The following is an 18,559-nucleotide window of genomic DNA, read 5'->3' on the forward strand; positions in this document are numbered from 1 at the left end:
TACCTTACTTCTGATGGCGTTCGGGCGCGGTTTCGCTTAAACGTTCAGCGAACGGTTTCCGCCAAGGTGCGCGCCAGTTCTTCCCTTGGCTTCAGATTGCAATAGGCCGGGCGGTCGCGCTCGAAGCGCCAGCTTTCCGAAAGCGTTCCGGCGTCGAGCGGGTCAAATCCGAATGCGTTGTAGAGCGCTGCCACTTCGGCTTTTGCCGCTTCGTCATCACCTGCAAGCGGCAAGGCGAGGCGATCCGGCGCGCCTTCGGGGCGTGAGGCGGGTTCAACATCGATCATGCGTATGGCGTTGAAGGCCTTGACGACGCGCGCGCCGGGAAGCCTGGCTGCCAGAAGTTCACTGGTCGTTGTCTCGCCTTTGTCGAGTGCGTCAATATGGCCGTCACGCTCGAAATAGTAGTTCACGGCGTCGATGACGATCTTTCCGGCGAGCCTTTCGGCGGGTAGCGTATCGATCGCCGAAAGCGGAATGGCGATGACGACGGCGTCCCCGAATGCGGCGGCGTCATCGACCGTGCCGGTCTCACATCCGATTGCGCCCTGCATGCTGAACAGGGTCTGCGGTCCTCTCGAATTGCTGATCATGACGGTATGTCCGGTTTCCACGGCCTTGGCGGCGATCGTGCGCCCCACATAGCCCGCGCCGATAATTCCAATCTTCATGGTTTTCTCCAATTGAGTTGGTGATACCTCCGTGTAATACGCTACCATTTGTTTTTAAATCGCGTTTATTATTGTTGAGAAACAACTAATAGGAGATAATGTTGGATCGGATCACCAGCATGGCCGTCTATGTCAGGGCGGCGAATCTTGGCTCGTTTGCAGCCGCTGCCGATGCTATGGGCATCTCGCCGCAAATGGTCTCCAAGCATATCCGTTTTCTGGAAGATCGTGTGGGCGCCACCCTCATTCATCGCACGACACGAAGACAGGACCTGACGGATACCGGGCGAGCCTTCTATGAACGGTGCAAGGTCATTCTGGCGGAGACGGAGGCAGCGGAAAATCTGGCCGTCGACATGCATCGCCATCCCAGTGGCTTGTTGCGGGTCAATGCGCCGAGGACGTTTGGCGGGTTGGCGTTGCCGCCTGTGGTCAGCGCGTTTCTGGACCGCTATCCCGACGTTCAGGTGGAACTGACGCTGGATGATCGTTTTGTTGACCCGGTCGAGGAAGGCTACGATGTGACGATCCGGATCGGTGCGCCCGCCAATGCAGGACTCAGTAGCGTGCCGCTCGGCTTCTACCATCTGGTCGTTTGTGCAGCTCCGGCTTATCTGGCCCGTCACGGCTACCCGGAAACGCCGGAAAAACTCAGCGAACATCAGTGTCTGATCTTCGGGCAACGGGCTGGCAATACACTCTGCCGCTGGACATTCGCGCGGGACGGCCGTAGCCATGAGGTGCGCGTCGACGGTCGCCTTTTCAGCAATGACTGGCGCGTGCTGATGCATGCCGCGCTTGAAGGAAGGGCCATCGCCTTCGGGGCCGAAGCGATTCTCAGAGAGGAACTGAAGGCGGGCCGGCTGGTTCGGCTGTTTGAAGACTACGAGACGCCGAAACGCCCCGTCCATGCGCTCTATCTGGCCAGCCGAAAACCGGCGGCGCGCGTGTTGCGCTTTGTCGAAAGTCTGGAAGCTGCGTTCGCCCCGAAAGCCTGACGGTTCGGGCTCATCGACGGTCTGAGTGGCGATGTTTCAGCATTGCAAATCCGTCATTGTTCTTGTCTGCGAACCATTCGCTTCCCACATCTATAGAAGACTATGATGGGAGGCTGAAATGGCTCAACTGAAGGACAAGGTGGCCATCATCACGGGCGGTTCCGGCGGGATCGGGATCGCCACGGCCAAGCGCATGACCGAAGAAGGCGCGAAGGTGTTGCTGGTCGACCTTGATGAGGATGCGCTGAAGGATGCAGTCGCTGAACTCGGGCACGACAAGGCCGCCTATGCGGTGGCCGATGTCACCGATCCCGATCAGACGCAGGCCTATGTCGCGGCCGCGGTCGAAAAGTTCGGCAAGATCGATATTCTCGTCGCCAATGCCGGCATCGAGGGGGTGGTCAAGCCGATTACAGACTATCCGGTCGAGATGTTCGACAAGGTGCTGGCGGTCAATGTCCGCGGCATCTTCCTCGGCCTGAAATATGCGATGCCCGAGCTGAAGAAGACGAAGGGCAATGTGGTGATCATGTCGTCTGTGGCGGGCCTTGGCGGAACGCCGGATGTCTCGGCATACATCACCTCCAAACACGCGCTGGTCGGCCTGATGCGCACGGCAGCCCTTGAGGGCGCGCGCGACGGCATCAGGGTCAATTCGATCCATCCCTCGCCGGTCGAAACGCGGATGATGCGTTCGCTGGAAGAAGGCTTTGCCCCCGGTCACGGCGGCGAGGCGAAAAAGGGGTTCGCCGCGAGCATTCCGCTGCAGCGCTATGCCGAACCCGACGAGATCGCCGATGCGGTCATCTATCTTTCCAGCGACCGGGCGAAATTCGTCACAGGCGTGCGCTTGCCGGTCGATGGCGGCATGACGGCCGTTTGAACAATCAAGAGCTCTCTCCCGCGGCTTTCGGGCTGTGAACAGGGCCCGGCCTGGACCAACAGGCCGGGCCTCTTCATGTCGACCGGCCAAGCCGCGCAAGCGTCGGCTCGGCGGCAAGCAGGCGGCGGGTATAGGCCTCGTGCGGATTGTCCAGCACGTCGCGCAAGGGGCCGGTCTCGACGACCCGCCCCGCACGCATCACCGCTACCCGGTCGCAGATCTCGTCGACGACGCCGATATCGTGGGTGATCAGCAGGATCGAGACGCCGTGGTCGGCGCGCATCCTGAGAAGGAGCGCCAGGATTTGTGCCTGGACCGTGACGTCGAGCGCGGAGGTCGGCTCGTCGGCCACCAGCAGCTTCGGCCGGGTAATCAGCGCCCGGGCGATGGCGATGCGCTGACGCTGCCCGCCGGAAAACTGGTGGGGGTAGCGGTCGATGTCGCTGGCACTCAGTCCGACCTCTTCCAGAAGAGCGCCGATCCGCTCCCGCCGCTTCGCCCCGCGCGGGGCGTTTTCCTCGAGGCCGAGCGGCTCGCCGATGATCCGCCCGATCGTGTGGCGCGGATCGAGCGAACCATAGGGGTCCTGAAACACCATCTGGAAATTTCGGCGCAGGGGCCGCAGTTTCCGATCGGAAAGCGCCGTGATCTGCCGGTTCTCGAGGAATACCGCGCCCGATGTCGGCCGGTCGAGCGCCATGACGAGCCGGGCAAGGGTGGACTTGCCGGATCCGCTTTCTCCGACGATGCCGAGGATTTCGCCGGCTTGGAGGCTGATTGAGACCTTATCAAGGGCCGCAGGGCCGTCGGCGCCATAGCGGCGGCAAAGGTTTTCGGTGCGCAGAAGCGGGGTCATGAGAGGTCTCCCAGTCCGGCGCGCACGCGTCTCGGCAGCGATGACAGGAGCGTCTTCGTGTAAGCGTGCTGTGGCCGGCGAATAACGCCTTCCGCCGTCCCGGTCTCCATCACGCGCCCGGCCCGCATCACCATCACCCGGTCCGCCATGCGGGCGATCACACCGAAATCATGGGAGATCAGCAACAGGCCGATGCCGAGCTCGCGCACCAGTTGGTCGAGAATGTCGAGGATTTCCGCCTGGACGGTGACGTCGAGCGCGGTGGTCGGCTCGTCGGCGATCAGCAGCGCGGGTTTCAGCGCGAGCGCGATGGCGATGCCGACGCGCTGTCGCTCGCCGCCGGAAAGCTCGTGCGGATAGGAGTTTATTCTGTCCGGTGCCCTGGCGATCCGCACCATTTCCATCAGCCGGAGCGCTTCGCGTCGGGCATCGCGGCGGGACATTTCGCGATGAAGACGCAAGGCTTCGGCGATCTGGCTGCCAACGGTCATGGCCGGGTTGAGCGCGGTCATCGGTTCCTGGAAGATCATGCCGATCCTTGCGCCCCGGATCGCGCTCATCTGCCGTTCGGAGAGCGAAAGCAGGTCATCGCCGAAAAGACGGATCGTCCCGGCAGCAGATGCGCCGCGCGGCAGTAGCCCGATCGTCGACAGCGCCAGCATGGATTTGCCCGAGCCGCTCTCCCCGATAATGCCCAGCGTCTCGCCCCGAGAAAGGGAAAGGTCGAGGCCGTGAAGCACGTCCTTTCTTCCCACGCGTGTCCGAAAGCCGACCGTCAGCCGTTCGATCTCCAGCATCATCGGCTGCTCCTCCGGCGTGGATCGGTCATCGCGCCGAGTCCGTCGCCCAGAAGATTGAGGCCGAGAACGGCAAGCGAGATGGCAAGCCCCGGGGCAAGCGCCATATGCGGCGCGGCGGCGAGATAGGTCTGCGCTTCCGCCAGCATCCGCCCCCAGGAGGGCGTTGGCGGCGAGACGCCGAGACCGAGAAAGGAAAGTCCGGCTTCCGTCAGGATCGCAAGCCCCGTCTGGATGGCGAACTGCACGATGATCTGCGCCGCAATGTTTGGAAGCACATGTTCGAGCGTGATGTGCAGGCCGGATTTTCCGGCCATGCGGGCGGCGAGGATATAGTCGCGCGCGGCAATCTGCAGGGCGGCACCGCGCGTGACCCGGGCGAAGACCGGCACCATGAAAAGGGCGATGGCGGTGATCGTCGTTGTCGGCCCGCCGCCGAGGACGGCCGCAAGCAGAAGTGCGGAGAGCACCGGCGGAAAGGCGAAGATCACGTCATTGACGCGCATGACCACGGCCTCGAAACGGCCGCGCAGGGCCGCTGCCGCGGTGCCGAGCGCGGTGCCGAAAACGCCGCCGATGAACACGCCGGAAAAGGCGATGCTGAGCGAAGTCCAGGCCCCTGCCATGATCATCGAGGCCTCGTCGCGGCCGAAGTGATCGGCGCCGAGAAGACCGCCCGGACCTGGCGGTTTCAGCCGGGCCGGTATGTTGATCGCGGTCGGGTCCACGGGCGTCCAGAAGCGGCTGAGGATTGCCGCCGCCACGAAGAGCGCGGTGATCGCGCCTCCGACGAGAAAGGAAAGGGGAAGACGTTTCATCGTCTCAGCCTCGGATCGATGACGGCATAGAGCGCGTCGACGGCGAAGTTCAGCCCCATGACGATCGCCGCGAAGAAGAGAGCGACATTCTGCACCACGATCAGGTCGCGCTGGGCCAGCGCCTGATAGGCAAGCGTGCCCATGCCCGGCAGGGCGAAGACATTTTCCACCAGCACCGTGCCGGCAATCAGCACGGAGATCTGCAGGCCGAGCATGGTGACGACGGGGATCAACGCATTGGGCAACACGTGACGCCAGAGCGCGTAAGCGGGCGTTGCGCCCTTGGCGCGGGCGGTGCGGACGAAATCCTCGCCGGTCAGTTCGATCACGGCGGTTCTGGTCACCCGTGTCAGCACCGCAGCCTGCGGGACGGCGAGCGCGATCGCCGGCAGTACAAGCGCGTTGAGAGCCGGCAGAACGCCTGCCTCCCAACCCGGGAAACCGCCCGCCGGAAACCAACCGAAGGTGAGCGCCACACCGAGGATGAGCAGGAGGCCGATCCAGAAATTCGGCACAGCAATGCCGATCTGAGCGAAGAGCGCGGCAAGCAGATCGACGGGTCCACTGGGCCGGGCGGCGGCCAGCACGCCGAGCGGCACGGAAATGGCGAGCGACAGCAGAATGGCAAGCGCCGCGAGCGGCAGCGTGACGGCAAGACGTTCGGCAATCAGTGCGTCGACCGGCGTGGAATAGGTGTAGGAGTTGCCGAGGTCGCCCGTCAGCACGCCGAAAAGCCAGTCGAGATAGCGAAGGAAAAACGGCTGGTCGAGGCCGAGCTGGTGGCGAAGCGCTGCAAGCGTGTCGGGTGCCGCGGATGTGCCAAGCATGATCTCCGCCGGATCGCCCGGAACGGCCGCCATCACCGCGAAGATGACGAAGGAGACGGCGAGAAGGCTTGCGAGCAGAAAGACGAATCGGCGCGCCAGCCGTGCCGGCGCGCCCTTGCTGCGTTTTGGACTTCCCGCGGCTTGCGCCAAGTCTATTCGCTCCAGTGGGCGTCTGTCACATCATTGGAGGGCACCGGCTCGTTTTCCCACATGCCTTCAAGTCCGGCTTTCCAGATGCCGATCTTGGGCCAGGCATAAAGGAAGAGCGCGGGCACGTCCTCGGCCAGGATTTCCTGGGCCTTGCGATAGCCTTCAAGCCGCGCATCCTCATCCGTCGCGTTGGCGATCTCGGCCATGGTCGCGTCGAACTCGGGATTGTCATAATTGAAGTAATAGGGGTGGCGGGCATAGATGCCGATATCGAGCGGTTCGGCATGGCCGATAATGGTCATGTCGTAATTCGTGTCCTTGAACACGTCCTTGATCCAGGTCGCCGGGAATTCCGAGGATTCGATCGTCATCGTCACGCCGCCCTGCGCGAAATAGGCCTGCATGATCTCTGCCGCGCGCTCTGCATAGGTGCGGTTCGGCACCTTCATGGTGAAGGAGAGCCCGTCGCCATAGCCGGCCTCGGTCAGAAGCGCCTTTGCCGTGTCCGGGTCGTAGGGCAGGACGCCGGTCAGGTCCTCATAGCCGGCATCGGACGGGGAGAAATGGCTGCCGATCGGCGTGCCGAAGCCGGAATTCGTGGCATCGACGATTGCCTGCCGATCGAGCATCATCATCAGCGCCCGGCGCACACGGGCATCGTCGAAGGGGGGCTCGGCATTGTTCATGCCGGCGACGACCTCCATGCCGGTGGCGCCGAGCACGACATCGAAATCGTCCTTGGTCTCGAACTGGCTGACGAGTTCCGGCGCCGTGAATTCCGGAATGGCGTCGACGCCGCCGGAATTCAGCGCTGCCGCCTGGGCCTGCGGATCGGCGATGAAGCGGAAGGTGACGTTCTCGAGCGCCGGCTTGTCGCCCCAATAATCGGGGTAAGCTTCAAGGCTCACCTCATTGCCCTTGCGCCATTCGGCAAAGGCGAAGGGGCCGGTGCCGACCGGATCGGTGGCGTTGGTCTCCGCGCTCGTCGGTTCCACCATAACGGCGGCGGGAAAGCCCAACCAATAGAGGAGGTCGAAGGCGGGCCGGGAGAGATGAACCACAAGCGTATCGGCGTCGGGCGCTTCCACGCTTTCAATCGCGCTGTAGAGCGCCTTTTGCGGATTGACGGAATTTTCGGCGATGATGCGTTCGATCGTGAACTTGGCCGTCTCGGCGTCGAAGGCCTTGCCATTGTGGAAGGTGACACCGTCCTCAAGATCGAACGTATAGGTCAGGCCGTCGTCGGAGACCGTCCAGGCGCTTGCGAGCTGCGGCACGATCGCGCCGTCCTCGTTGATGGCGACCAGTCCCTCGAAGACGTTCTGCCAGACGACCTGACCGATGGCGACGGGCGCTGCAGCCGTCGGATCGAGGCCCGTCGGTTCGGTGCTCATGGCGAGACCGAGGTCCGTCTTCGTCTCGGCGAAGGCCGGCGCGGCGGCAATGAGGCCGGTGAAGACGGAAGTTGCAAGAAGGGCGCGGGCGCCGAAACGTCTGTTCATGGTTGGAAATCCTCTCCCGTAGATCGAACTGGGAGGGTCTATATCGCGACCGCGGCCGATGTGTAAACAGTTAACGTATAAATTTTAAATAGTGTAACGGTAATCGTTTCACTGAAGTGTTCAGTCCCCCGGCTGAGCCAGTTCGTCATGAGCGGACAGGAATGTCATCAGAAAGTCCGCCAGGCGTTTCGCCGCAAAGGTCGGCGTCGGCCCCTCGGTCCGGATCAGCCTGATGTCGGTGGCGATTTCGGCGCGCTTTTCGAAGGGGCGGACGGTGAGCGCCTTTTCCCGGAGCTCGCGTGTCACGGTCATCGCCGGCAGGATGAGGATGGCGGCGCCACTGCGCGCCAGTTCCTTCTGCAGTTCAAGTGACGATGTCTCGAAGGTTGCGGTCATCGGCTCCAGCCCGGCGGCGCGCTGGCGGGCATCGAAATCGCGGCGGATGCTGAAGGCGCGATCCGGCATAGCCACGGCATGGTCGCGGATGGCCTCAAGCGTCACCGTCTCGTGAGCGGCGAGCGGATGGTCGGGCGCCATTACGGGCTGGTGTAGCACCGGCAACTCAAACAGCGTTTGCGTCTCGCTGTCCTTCGGCGAAAACATCGTCACCGCCAGATCGGTCTCGCCTGTGGCAACGGCGCGGATCGCGGCTTCGGCGGACGAGACGGTCACCGCAATCGAGATTGCCGGATAGAGCGCATAGAATTCGGCGAGCGCCGGAGCAAGGATCGCGCTGATCACCGCGCCGTTCACATGAAGCGAGACATGGCCGGCCTTCAGGTCGCGCAGGTCGTCGATCACCTGCCGGGCGCTTTCAAGGTCGCGGATCACGCCGAGCGTGCGTTCGGCCAAAAGCGCGCCGGCAGCCGTCAGCACGATCCCGCGCGCGCCGCGCTCCACCAGCGGCGCATCGAAATAGGCCTCGAGATTTTCCAGCTGGCGGCTGACGGCCATGGGCGAGACGCCAAGCGCCTCGGCGGCCTGGCGGATGGAGCGCGAGCGCACCAGTTCGTTGAAATAGATGATCGCCTGTAGCTGCATGCGTCCTTCCCGGTTCGGTTTTCCCATATGAGCCACAGGGCCGCCGGGCCGCAAGTCCCGGTTTCGGCTGATCGCGCGCATTCCGTCGTGGTATGGCTTGCATTTTGGTATTAGATTGGTATTATTTTAGCCGATGCTGGTGCAGGGGCGGGAAATGCAGGCGCTGTTCGACAATATCGACCTTGCGGGCGACGGCCCGCTCTATCGGCGGCTGAAGTCCGGTATCCAAGCGGCGATCGCCCGGGGCGCGCTTGCGGGCGGCACGGCGCTGCCGCCGGAGCGCGATCTTGCCGAGCGCATCGGCGTCAGCCGGGTCACGGTCCGCCGCGCGATCGCCGAACTGACGAGTGAAGGCATTCTCACGCGCCGCCACGGTGCGGGAACCTTCGTCGCCGCTCCCGCCGACCGCATCGAACAGAAGCTGAAGCGTCTGACATCCTTTACCGAGGACATGAAGGCGCGCGGCCTGGCGCCGCATTCGCGCTGGCTGGAACGCGGGCTGCAGCAGGCATCGGCGGAGGAGGCGGCGGTGCTCGCCATTGCGCCGGGCGGTCATGTCGCCCGCCTGAGCCGCATCCGCTTTGCCAACAACCGGCCGATGGCGCTCGAACACACCGCGCTTCCGGGCGACATCATGGATGCGCCGGCGTCCATCGGTCCCTCGCTCTATGCCGCGCTCGCCGAACGCGGCGTCCGTCTTCAACGGGCCACCGAGCGCATCACCGCGACCATCCTGACGGATGAGCAGGCGGAACTTCTGGAGGTTCCCACCTGCGCGCCGGCCCTGGCGATCGTTCGCACGGGATTTGATGCCGCAGGCCGCGCCATAGAATTTACCCGATCCTTCTACCGAAGCGATATCTACGACCTTGTCGCCGAGCTGACCTATTCCGAAGAGGGCTGAGGCGATGCAACAAAGAGAGCTTGTGATGACCGACGAAACCCATATGCGCCGTGAGATCAACGAAATTCCGGCTGCCGCCGCACGGCTGCTTGATGATGGCGGCAAGGCCTTTGCCGAGGCCGGCAGGGCGCTTGCGGCGAAAGATCCCGGCGTTGTCGTCACGGTCGCGCGCGGCTCCTCCGATCACGCGGCGTTGTTCCTCAAATACGCGATCGAACTGACGGTCGGTGTGCCCGTTGCCTCGCTCGGCCCGTCGCTCGCCTCGATTTACGACGCGCCGCTGAAGATGGGCTCGGCGGCGGCAATCTCCATTTCGCAATCGGGCAAGAGCCCGGATATCGTCTCGCTCGCAAAAGCCGCGCGGGCCGGCGGCGCGCTGACGCTTGCGCTGGTCAACACCATCGCCTCGCCGCTGGCAGACGCGGCCGATCAGCCGATCGATATCGCTGCCGGGCCGGAAAAGGCCGTTGCCGCCACCAAATCCTATGTCAATTCGATCATCGCCGGGCTCGGCGTTCTGGCGGAATGGGCCGATGACGCGGAGTTGAAGAAGGCGCTTGCCCGCTTGCCCGGGGATCTCGAAAAGGCGCTGGCCTGCGACTGGTCGCCGCTGACGGGTTCGCTGAAGGACGCGCAGTCGCTCTATGTCCTGGGTCGCGGCCCGAGCTTTGCCATCGCCAGCGAGGCGGCGCTCAAATGCAAGGAAACCTCGGAGCTTCACGCCGAGGCCTATTCTTCCGCCGAAGTCCTGCACGGCCCCGTCTCGCTGGTGGAGGCGCGTTTTCCTGTGATTGCCTTTGCCGCGCGCGACAAGGCGGAGGCGGCAATCGCCAGGACCGCATCCGTCATGGCGCAGAAAGGGGCGGATGTGTTCCTCTCCTCCGACATGGGCGAGGGCGGCGCCGTCCGGCTTCCCTTTGTGGCGACCGGCCATCCGCTGACCGATGCGCTCGCGCTTATCGTGCCCTATTACAGTTTCATAGAGCAGCTTTCGCGCGCCCGCGGCTTCAATCCCGACCAGCCGGTGGCGCTCAACAAGGTGACGGAGACCGAGTGAGATGAAAAAGGCGGTTTGCGGGGCGAGGATTTTCGACGGCGAGCGTTTTCACGATGGCCTCGCGCTGGTGTTTTCGGAGGATGGCGTCGAAGGACTTGCGGCAGAGCGTCGAGTGCCGCCGGATGCGGAAATCATCCGCGCCGACGGGCTGATTGTTGCGCCGGGCTTCGTCGATCTGCAGGTCAATGGCGGCGGCGGGGTGCTGTTCAACAACGATCCCAGCCTTTCCGGCATCGAGACCATCTGCAGGGCTCACCAGCAGTTTGGTACGACATCGCTTCTGCCGACGCTGATCACCGACACGCGCGAAACCGTGGAAAAGGCCGTTGCTGCCGGGCAGGCCGCGTATGAGGCAAGCGTGCCGGGCTATCTCGGCCTGCATCTGGAAGGCCCGCATCTCTCGCTCGCCAGGAAGGGCACGCATGATCCGGCGTTGATCCGATCCATGGAGGACGACGATTGCGATTTCCTCGTCGCACATGCAGGCGCCTTCGGCGTGTCCCTGACGACGGTCGCGCCCGAAAGCGTCAGGCGCCAGCAGGTTGCCCGGCTTGTCGAAGCCGGCTTCACCGTCAGTCTCGGTCACACGGCGACAGACTGTGCCACGGCGCGCGAGTACCGGATGGCGGGCGCTTCCATGGCGACCCATCTGTTCAACGCGATGAGCCCGCTCGGCCATCGGGAGCCGGGCTTGGTCGGCGCCGTTCTTTCCGATGGCGCATTCTCCTGCGGGCTGATCGCCGACGGCTTCCACGTCGACCCCGTCGCCATGGGTGTTGCGGTCAGGGCGAAGAAAGGGCCGGGGCGCATCTTTCTCGTGACCGACGCCATGTCGGTCACCGGAACGGATCTGGAGAGCTTCACCCTCAACGGCCGCACGATCTACCGGCGAGGCGGGCGGCTGACGCTTGAGGACGGCACGCTGGCCGGCGCGGATACCGACATGCTGACCTGTGTGCGGAACTGCCACCGGCTGCTCGGCGTGCCGCTGGAGGAAGCCTTGCGCATGGCCTCGCTCTACCCGGCCGACGCCGTGGGCGCGCGCCACAAGGGCCGGCTTGCCCAAGGGGCCGATGCCGATTTCGTCCTGCTTGGCGAAGACCTTTCGCTGAAGGCCACCTTTGTCGGCGGCGCCTGCGTCTACGCCGCCGAGTAAGGCCGGTTCAGTCGAACACGATCGCCGGGCCCTTGCTGGTTCTGGCGGCAAGGCCCGACCTGGTCGCAGCGGCAATGGCGCGATAGGCTTTTGCGTGCGGGCCATCGGGCTCGCCGGCCACGACCGGCGTTCCGGCATCCGACGTCGTGCGGATGTCCATGGCCAGCGGCACCTCGCCGAGGAAGGGGACGCCGATCTTCTCGGCCTCCGCCTTCGCGCCGCCATGGCCGAAGATATGATGCGTCTCGCCGCAACTGGGGCAGACGAAGGCGCTCATGTTCTCGACAATGCCGAGCACCGGCACGGAGACCTTGTTGAACATGGCGATCGCCTTGCGGGCATCGATCAGCGCCAGGTCCTGCGGCGTGGAGACGACCACGCTCCCGGCAAGCGGCACCTGCTGGGCCATGGTCAGCTGCGCATCGCCGGTGCCGGGCGGCATGTCGACCACCAGCACGTCGAGTTCGCCCCAGGCGACCTCGCGCAGCATCTGCATCAGCGCCGACTGCACCATCGGTCCGCGCCAGATCACGGCCGTGCCCTCGTCAACCAGAAAGCCGATCGACATTACCTTGAGGCCGTATTTTTCCATCGGCAGGATGGTGCGGCCGGGCCCCTGCATCGGCCGTCCGGAAAGGCCCAGCAGCCGGGGAATGGAGGGGCCGTAGATGTCGGCGTCCAGAAGCCCGACCTTCATGCCCTCGGCGGCCAGGCCAAGCGCAAGGTTGACCGAGGTGGTGGACTTGCCGACGCCGCCCTTGCCGGAGGCAACCGCGATGATGGAGCCGATGCCGGGTATGTCCGGCTTGGCCGGTCCCTTTCCGCCGGCATTGCCTTTCGGCGCCTCGGGTTTGGCCTCGGGGCGTTCGCGTGATTGCCCGGCAGGCTTGTCGGCCGTCAGCGTCACCAGCGCCTGACGCGCCCCGGGCAGGGCCTCGACCGCCCTTTGCGCGGCAAGGCGCAGCGGCTCGAAGGCTTCAACCTTGTCGGCGGGGACGCTGAGCGAGAAATAGACCTTGCCGTCAGCGATGAAGATGTCGGAGACGATGCCGCTGAAGGCGAGCGGCTTGCCGTCGGCAAGCGTTACGGTTTCGAGGCTTCTGAGAACCTGTTCCCTGCTGATATCGGTCATTGCGCCCTTCCTGTTCTGACTGTCTGCCTAGATAGTGAGGATTGCCCGAGACGCCAATGGCCGCGCGAGGCCCGTGTTCGAAAGGCGATCGATCGCTAAGCATGTCTTTCATGCGGGCGGAGAGGGCAGTAGAAAAAAATAGAAACGCCGGGGCGAAGATCAGGACTTTTGAAGTCCGTCGCGCCGGCGTTTCTATCGTTTTCAAGCCGCGCTCTTGGGCGCGTGTTTGTTTTCATCCCCTCTGGAACTGCCGAGAAGATGAACGATTACATGAACCAATGCAAGCGGCTTTTTTACGGGAAGAACAGTGATTTAGACTTGATCGACCGTCAATGGCGGGGTTGGTTGTCGTGCTGCAATGCACAAATTATTGACTCCGCTTATTTTTTGGGCCCGGGCCGGTCGTGACGGCGCGGATTTGAAATCGCCATATTTTTTCTTTGTGAGCCTGCCGGGAGGGTGCTTTTTCGAGCCTTTTTCTTGCCAGTCGTCGCCAGCGCGGCAAGATCGCTTGATTTATCGGCAATCGTTGGCTTTCCTCATTTGCACGACCGGGAAAGTCTGCGATTCTCGAGCGGGAGGCTCTCGCGAACGCAAAAGACGGCCACCACATGACAAGAGGAGCACCGGTAGCGATGACTGCAGAGACCGTATTCGAAGGCCGTATTCTGGTGAATGACCGGACGACGCTCGGCGAGGGGCCGGGCTATGACCCGAACTCAGACCAGATCTGGTGGTTCGACATTCTCAACAGCAAGCTTCACCTGCTCAATGCCTCGACCCGGGACCGCCGGATCGTGTCGCTGCCGGAAATGGCGAGCGCCATGGCCGTGGTCGACGAGCGACGCCACGTCATCGCCATGGAGACCGGACTTTACTTTCACGATGTCTCCACCGGTGCGCTCAGCCTGCATGCGGCCATCGAGCCGGACAACGCCGTCACCCGCTCCAATGACGCACGGGTGCATCAGTCCGGCGCCTTCTGGGTCGGCACCATGGGCAAGGAGGCCGAAGACGGGGCGGGGGCGATCTATCACGTGCTCGCCGGCAAGGTGACGAAGATCTTCGACAAGGTGACGATCCCCAATGCCATCTGCTTTTCGCCCGACGGCGCAACGGGTTATTATGTCGATAGCCGCATCAACAAGCTGATGCGCGTGCCCGTCGATGCCGAGACCGGTCTGCCTGACGGGCCGGAAGAGATGTTCATCGATACCTCGAAAAAGCCCGGCGCCATGGACGGGGCGATCTGCGACGGCGACGGACACATCTGGAACGCTCGTTTCGGCGCCGGGGTTCTCGACCGCTATGACGCCTCCGGAAAGCTCGTCGCCCGTTTCCAGCTTCCCGCTCGACAGCCGACCTGCCCGGCCTTTATCGGCCGCGACGGCGGCTGGATGATGGTGACGTCTGCTTCTCGCGATGCCGATGTCATCGAGGAGCCGAATGCCGGTTTCACCTTCGCCCTGGTGACCGGCGCCAAACCGCGCTTCGATCCGGCCTACCGGGCGTTTTGAGCGGCGGGAAACGTGCCGGCGGCATGGCGAAGGGGAAATGCCCGGCAACGATGCCTATCGCTGCCGGGGTTTGTCGTTTTTTCCGTCACCAGGTGATGCGGAAGCCGACATTGCCGCCGTAGTTGTAGGAACTGCTCTCGAAGCCCATGGAGGCGGTAATTTCGCCGTAGACCCCATAACTCAGCCTGTTCGTGCTTTCCCAGTCATAGGTACCGCCGAAGCCGATCTCGCCGGTCCAGTCATCAAAGGATGATTGTACCGGGTAGGCCTGTTCCACCGTTGCTTTCGTCTTGTTGTTGAAGTCGTGGTAGATGTTGGCGATGCCGTAGACATTGCCGCGGCGGGCGAGGCCGTTTTCGTCTTGCCAATGGGCCTCCCGCTCCAGAGCGAGGCCAAGCCGCGCCGTCAGGCTGTCGCCATAGTCGAAGTCGACCTCCTCGCTGTAAGCGCCGGTGAAGCTGTCGACATCGACCGATGACCACATCAGCTGTGCCTGCGGCGTCAGCACCATGTCGTTGTCGAGGCCGATCTGCTGGCCCGCTTCAAGCGACAGCGCATAGCCGAAGGCATCGGAGTTGTCGACGCCGCGCTGCAGGTCTTCGGCCTTCAGTTCGCTCGAATACCAGGTCGCCTGGGCCTGGGCATCGGTGTAGAAGCCGTTATCGCCGTACCAAGTCAGCGTCCCGCCAAGACCCCAGCCATCTGGGTTGATTTTGCTGTTGCCGAGTGAGGATTTGAACCTGGCCTCGCCGGTGCGGTAATGCCCGGTCAGGCCGCCGATCAGACGGCCATTCTCGTTGTCGAGGAACAGCCCGTCGACGCCGGCCTGCGCCTCGAATTGCGACAGGTCGTAGCGGTAGTCGAGCGTGGACGACGACGGGTCGACATGAGAAAAGCCGCCATCGATCCGACCCCAGACACTCTGCAGCGCCGGCGTTGACTGTTGAGTTCCGCCGGTGGTCGGCGATTGGTCAAAATAGCCCTCGTCCTTCGGCGTCAGGATCGGGGCAACCGCTACATCGTCATAGACCCAGTAGCGCTTGCCGACGCGCTGACGCAGCGTTGGCAGCTTGTTCATTTGCAGAAGCACCGACTGATAGCCTTCAAATAACGGGATATAGGGCTGAATCTCATCCGGATTCGCATAAAGATAGAGCCCCGGCGTTGAACCGATATTCGGGTCGCCGGTCAGGTTGTAATAGATCGAATAGGCAAAGAGCCCTGATGCCGTCGTGTTGCCCGTCTCAACCGTGAACTCGTTCTGGTCGATTGCCGTTGCATTGGTGGTGTCGGCCACGAGGATGGCGCCGAAGCGGGCGCGGTTTTCTCCGGTGACATCATTGATGGCGATATCGGTAGTCCCGTCAATAGCGCCGCCGAAGGTCAGAACATCGGACTGCAGATCGAAGAAATCGACATCGACGCCAAGCCGGCCGCCATTGCTCGCATAGTCGCCGGCGATGATGATATTCCCCCCATATGCACCGTCCTGCATGGAGAGCAGGCCGCTATTGGCAAGGTTGCCGTAAAGGGTGAATGTCTGGCCGGGCGCCGCGGCCGCTGTCAGGGTCGCGCCGCCCAGAATGCTGGCAAGTCCCATATCATTGACATTGCCGCTGTCGTAACCGTCGAGCGTCAGGCTGTTGTCGGCAAAGGCGATGCTGACATTCTCGTCGACGGTGAATTTTTCCCAATTGCTGATATTGGCGCCGATAACGGCATCATTGTCGGCGGCAAAGGTGATCTCGTCGATATCGGACGTGATCGGGCTTTCCGGCGCGCCGCCATCCTCGCCGCCATCGAAAATGGCGGCGGCGAAGGAGGCCGAGTTCGGCACGTGGATCGTGGCCGTATCATTGCCGCCCTGGCCATAAAAACCGCTGTTGAGCGTGCCGCCCGTCCAGATGAAATTGTCGGAGCCCTGGTTGACCGTCGGCGCGTCGGCCGGGTCGAAATCGCCATAGATATTGTCGGTCCAGGACCCGCCGGCAAGCGTGAAGGTCGAATTGCCGCCGCCCATCATTGCGTTGCCGGTTACCGTGCCGGATGTCACGACTTCGATGTTGGTTCCGGCCCGGTCGTCGTCGTTGTAGACTGCGTGGTTTCCGGTCGATCCGGAGGCGTCGACAATCATGTTCTGACCGATTGTCACCGCAGCATTTGTTGCCGCCCCATTTTCAACGAATTCGATTGTGGTGCTGTCAGCGAAGCCGATAGCCCCCAGTGCATCACCGGAAGCCGTCACGCGACCGCCCATCAGGTTGATTTCCGCCTGTGCGCCGCTTGCCGCATAGGAGGAAACGCCGATGCTGTCAGCACCTGAGACCGTGACAGTCCCGCCGTTCATGTTGACCTGGCCGCCGCCAGCGAGTCCGTTGACGGCGAAAAGCCCGAAAGCCCCGCTGCCGGTGCTGCTGATAGTTGCCGCGCCATCGCTCTCACTCACGTTGATGATCGCGTTGCCGACGCCAGACTGAGCGGCGAGGACAGCGAAGGCTGCATCGCCAGATGAATTCACGCTGCCCGAGGAGATGATCGTGCCTCCGCTGACATTTGCGACGGCATCGCCGGCGGCCTCGGGGCTGTTGGTGGTGAGGGCATTGAGTGCCCTGGAAGCATCGCCGCTCGCGGTGACTGTGCCACCCGAAAATAATATCGTCGTTGCTCCCTTGCCAAGACTACCTGCCTGAACGCCACGTCCGCCCTCTGCCGTCGTTGTTATGGTGCCGCCTGTCATGATCGCGGTGGCTGTCGACGTCGTCTCGCTGTTGTGCGTTGCGGCATTGAGACCAAAGCCATAGTCCGTTTCGATGATGCCGCCATGCATTTCGGCGACCGAGTCGCCGAAGCCGAAAGTCTCTGCGATCACACCACCGCCGCGTTCCGGGGTCGTGGTGCTGATGATCTTTCCGCCTTCCATGCGGGCCGTCGCGACTTGCGTGCTCGATGTATCGCGAACCAGTGAGGCCAGCCCCCAGTAATCGGTGTTGATGGTGCCGCCGAACATTTCGACGAGCGACGACGCAGAGCCAAATGCATCGGCTCGTGCGCCGACGGTATTGTTGGTGCCCGAGGCGCTTATGTCTGCGGACCCCGAGACCGTGATGTGGGACAGCCCCTGGGTTGCCGCTGTGTAAAGGGCAAACGTATCGCGTTCGTTGGTCGATACCGAACCGCCGGAGATATTTATGATCGCATCGCCTGAGCCCGTGTTCTCGGCAAAAAGCCCGTGGGACAGAAGCCCCGTGGTTTCGATGACCGGAGCGTTGCCGCCCGATGCGCCCATCGTGATGACCGCGTCACCGGAACCTGTATTGACCGCGTAGGCTCCGTAGGCGGAATATCCAGACGTCGTGATTTGCCCGCCCGTGATATTGATGGTTGTCTCGCCATTGCTGGCCAGACCGGCAAGGCCATGGCTGAATGTGAAGTCGGTGTCGATCGTCCCGCCCGAAAACGAAAGCCCGGTGTCACCCTGCCCGAAATTTTCGGCCAGGATTGCTTCCGACAGGCCGCGCGTTGTGGCAATGGCCCCGTCGTTCATCGAAATGATGATATCGCCGGAACTGCCCGCATCGGCGATGGTGGCGCGGATGCCGGGCGAGGTGCTCAGACCGGTCTGAAACGAGGTTGACGATCCGCCGATGCCGATGACGATATCGCCGTTGCTGCCGGCGTTTCTCAGGACCTCCAGAGCGGGGGTCATGTTAGTGTTGGAAGTCACCGCACCGATCGACTTGATGTCAATCTTGAGAGGCTGGCTCGATGTCGATGTCCCGGACGACAGAAGAATTCTTTCGTCGACATTGATCCCCGAATTGTCGAACAAAAGCGTCAGGCCGTCAGCGCCGGTATAGGTTATGCCATTCGAATAGGTTCCGGCCGCACAGGTTAGAGTCGCGCCTGCCGAAGGTGTTCCGCATTCGTCATCCGCACGCGCGTCCCCCGGAGCGCCAAGCGCAAGAATGCCCAGCAATGCCGGCACTGAAGCAGACGCAAGAAGCCTGCATTTTCTCGATTCCCTGCCTTGCGGAACTGATACGATTGACATGGCGATCCTCCGATTTCCTGGTTGGCTGGACTCGGAGTAAAGCAAGTAAATTTATTTTAAAACGAAAAATTTTGTATATTTTTACTTATAATAAAAATCTAAAATAGCAGTAATTAATAAACAATGTAATTATTTAATTATTTAATTATTTAATTATTTAATTATTTTTGAATTTGTTGGGTAATTCTGGAATTGTATA

General features: G+C 62.5%; 15 protein-coding genes. 6 read left to right on the top strand and 9 right to left on the bottom strand.

From position 1 onward, the window contains the following. Positions 1-44: 44 nt before the first annotated feature. Entirely contained in the window at positions 45-671 is a 627-nt protein-coding gene (locus tag FF124_RS03885) for an NADPH-dependent F420 reductase (RefSeq protein WP_138747175.1), read from the bottom strand. A gap of 101 nt (positions 672-772) precedes the next feature. Here FF124_RS03885 and FF124_RS03890 point away from each other — a divergent pair, with 101 nt between their 5' ends. Beyond that, positions 773-1,669 (top strand): LysR family transcriptional regulator, encoded by an 897-nt coding sequence (locus FF124_RS03890; protein ID WP_138747176.1) that lies wholly within the window; start codon positions 773-775, stop codon positions 1,667-1,669. 118 nt (positions 1,670-1,787) lie between these two features. Next, positions 1,788-2,552, top strand: coding sequence for an SDR family NAD(P)-dependent oxidoreductase (locus FF124_RS03895; RefSeq protein WP_138747177.1), 765 nt, complete (start codon positions 1,788-1,790; stop codon positions 2,550-2,552). Between the two features lie 73 nt (positions 2,553-2,625). On the opposite strand, the gene FF124_RS03900 is transcribed toward FF124_RS03895, so the two are convergent. The 6 genes from FF124_RS03900 to FF124_RS03925 form a co-directional block, all read right to left on the bottom strand. Beyond that, positions 2,626-3,408 (bottom strand): ABC transporter ATP-binding protein, encoded by a 783-nt coding sequence (locus FF124_RS03900; RefSeq protein WP_138747178.1) that lies wholly within the window; start codon positions 3,406-3,408, stop codon positions 2,626-2,628. Further along, positions 3,405-4,208 (bottom strand): ABC transporter ATP-binding protein, encoded by an 804-nt coding sequence (locus FF124_RS03905; RefSeq protein WP_138747179.1) that lies wholly within the window; start codon positions 4,206-4,208, stop codon positions 3,405-3,407. The genes FF124_RS03900 and FF124_RS03905 overlap by 4 nt, the downstream gene beginning before the upstream one ends. Continuing rightward, positions 4,205-5,023 carry an ABC transporter permease gene (locus FF124_RS03910; RefSeq protein WP_138747180.1) on the bottom strand — a complete coding sequence of 273 codons (819 nt, stop codon included), beginning with the start codon at positions 5,021-5,023 and terminating at the stop codon, positions 4,205-4,207. The genes FF124_RS03905 and FF124_RS03910 overlap by 4 nt, the downstream gene beginning before the upstream one ends. Continuing rightward, positions 5,020-6,000: an ABC transporter permease gene (locus FF124_RS03915; RefSeq protein ID WP_425462503.1), complete on the bottom strand. Its 981-nt coding sequence runs from the start codon at positions 5,998-6,000 to the stop codon at positions 5,020-5,022. Before FF124_RS03915 ends, FF124_RS03910 begins: the two co-directional genes overlap by 4 nt. Positions 6,001-6,002: 2 nt before the next feature. Continuing rightward, on the bottom strand, positions 6,003-7,502 hold the full coding sequence (locus FF124_RS03920) for an ABC transporter substrate-binding protein (RefSeq protein ID WP_138747181.1): 1,500 nt from the start codon (positions 7,500-7,502) through the stop codon (positions 6,003-6,005). A gap of 120 nt (positions 7,503-7,622) precedes the next feature. Continuing rightward, a complete protein-coding gene (locus tag FF124_RS03925; RefSeq protein ID WP_138747182.1) occupies positions 7,623-8,543 on the bottom strand; it encodes a LysR family transcriptional regulator in 921 nt (306 codons plus the stop codon). A 154-nt stretch (positions 8,544-8,697) separates the two neighbouring features. On the opposite strand from FF124_RS03925, the gene FF124_RS03930 reads away from it, so the two are divergent. From FF124_RS03930 to nagA, 3 genes are read left to right on the top strand one after another with little or no spacing between them, the layout of a single operon-like run. After that, a complete protein-coding gene (locus FF124_RS03930; protein ID WP_138747183.1) occupies positions 8,698-9,447 on the top strand; it encodes a GntR family transcriptional regulator in 750 nt (249 codons plus the stop codon). 25 nt (positions 9,448-9,472) lie between these two features. Continuing rightward, positions 9,473-10,504 (top strand): SIS domain-containing protein, encoded by a 1,032-nt coding sequence (locus tag FF124_RS03935; protein ID WP_138747184.1) that lies wholly within the window; start codon positions 9,473-9,475, stop codon positions 10,502-10,504. A 1-nt stretch (position 10,505) separates the two neighbouring features. Further along, positions 10,506-11,660: an N-acetylglucosamine-6-phosphate deacetylase gene (gene nagA, locus FF124_RS03940; protein ID WP_138747185.1), complete on the top strand. Its 1,155-nt coding sequence runs from the start codon at positions 10,506-10,508 to the stop codon at positions 11,658-11,660. Positions 11,661-11,667: 7 nt separating this feature from the next. On the opposite strand, the gene FF124_RS03945 is transcribed toward nagA, so the two are convergent. Continuing rightward, positions 11,668-12,792, bottom strand: a complete 1,125-nt coding sequence (locus FF124_RS03945; protein WP_138747186.1) for an Mrp/NBP35 family ATP-binding protein — start codon at positions 12,790-12,792, stop codon at positions 11,668-11,670. Positions 12,793-13,427: 635 nt separating this feature from the next. On the opposite strand from FF124_RS03945, the gene FF124_RS03950 reads away from it, so the two are divergent. Beyond that, positions 13,428-14,309 carry an SMP-30/gluconolactonase/LRE family protein gene (locus FF124_RS03950; protein WP_138747187.1) on the top strand — a complete coding sequence of 294 codons (882 nt, stop codon included), beginning with the start codon at positions 13,428-13,430 and terminating at the stop codon, positions 14,307-14,309. Between the two features lie 85 nt (positions 14,310-14,394). Here FF124_RS03950 and FF124_RS03955 read toward each other — a convergent pair whose 3' ends face one another. Then, positions 14,395-18,360 carry an autotransporter outer membrane beta-barrel domain-containing protein gene (locus FF124_RS03955; protein WP_138747188.1) on the bottom strand — a complete coding sequence of 1,322 codons (3,966 nt, stop codon included), beginning with the start codon at positions 18,358-18,360 and terminating at the stop codon, positions 14,395-14,397. Positions 18,361-18,559 lie beyond the last annotated feature (199 nt).

The sequence above is a fragment of the Martelella lutilitoris genome (genome assembly GCF_005924265.1).
Taxonomy (GTDB): Bacteria; Pseudomonadota; Alphaproteobacteria; order Rhizobiales; family Rhizobiaceae; genus Martelella; species Martelella lutilitoris.

Bases quoted from the DNA above. Each gene is read 5' to 3' on its own strand.
- FF124_RS03950 (WP_138747187.1), top strand. From the start codon at position 13,428: ATGACTGCAGAGACCGTATTCGAAGGCCGTATTCTGGTGAATGACCGG.
- FF124_RS03955 (WP_138747188.1), bottom strand. From the start codon at position 18,360: ATGTCAATCGTATCAGTTCCGCAAGGCAGGGAATCGAGAAAATGCAGG.
- FF124_RS03905 (WP_138747179.1), bottom strand. From the start codon at position 4,208: ATGATGCTGGAGATCGAACGGCTGACGGTCGGCTTTCGGACACGCGTG.
- FF124_RS03900 (WP_138747178.1), bottom strand. From the start codon at position 3,408: ATGACCCCGCTTCTGCGCACCGAAAACCTTTGCCGCCGCTATGGCGCC.
- nagA (WP_138747185.1), top strand. From the start codon at position 10,506: ATGAAAAAGGCGGTTTGCGGGGCGAGGATTTTCGACGGCGAGCGTTTT.
- FF124_RS03925 (WP_138747182.1), bottom strand. From the start codon at position 8,543: ATGCAGCTACAGGCGATCATCTATTTCAACGAACTGGTGCGCTCGCGC.
- FF124_RS03895 (WP_138747177.1), top strand. From the start codon at position 1,788: ATGGCTCAACTGAAGGACAAGGTGGCCATCATCACGGGCGGTTCCGGC.
- FF124_RS03935 (WP_138747184.1), top strand. From the start codon at position 9,473: ATGACCGACGAAACCCATATGCGCCGTGAGATCAACGAAATTCCGGCT.
- FF124_RS03945 (WP_138747186.1), bottom strand. From the start codon at position 12,792: ATGACCGATATCAGCAGGGAACAGGTTCTCAGAAGCCTCGAAACCGTA.
- FF124_RS03930 (WP_138747183.1), top strand. From the start codon at position 8,698: ATGCAGGCGCTGTTCGACAATATCGACCTTGCGGGCGACGGCCCGCTC.
- FF124_RS03910 (WP_138747180.1), bottom strand. From the start codon at position 5,023: ATGAAACGTCTTCCCCTTTCCTTTCTCGTCGGAGGCGCGATCACCGCG.
- FF124_RS03885 (WP_138747175.1), bottom strand. From the start codon at position 671: ATGAAGATTGGAATTATCGGCGCGGGCTATGTGGGGCGCACGATCGCC.
- FF124_RS03920 (WP_138747181.1), bottom strand. From the start codon at position 7,502: ATGAACAGACGTTTCGGCGCCCGCGCCCTTCTTGCAACTTCCGTCTTC.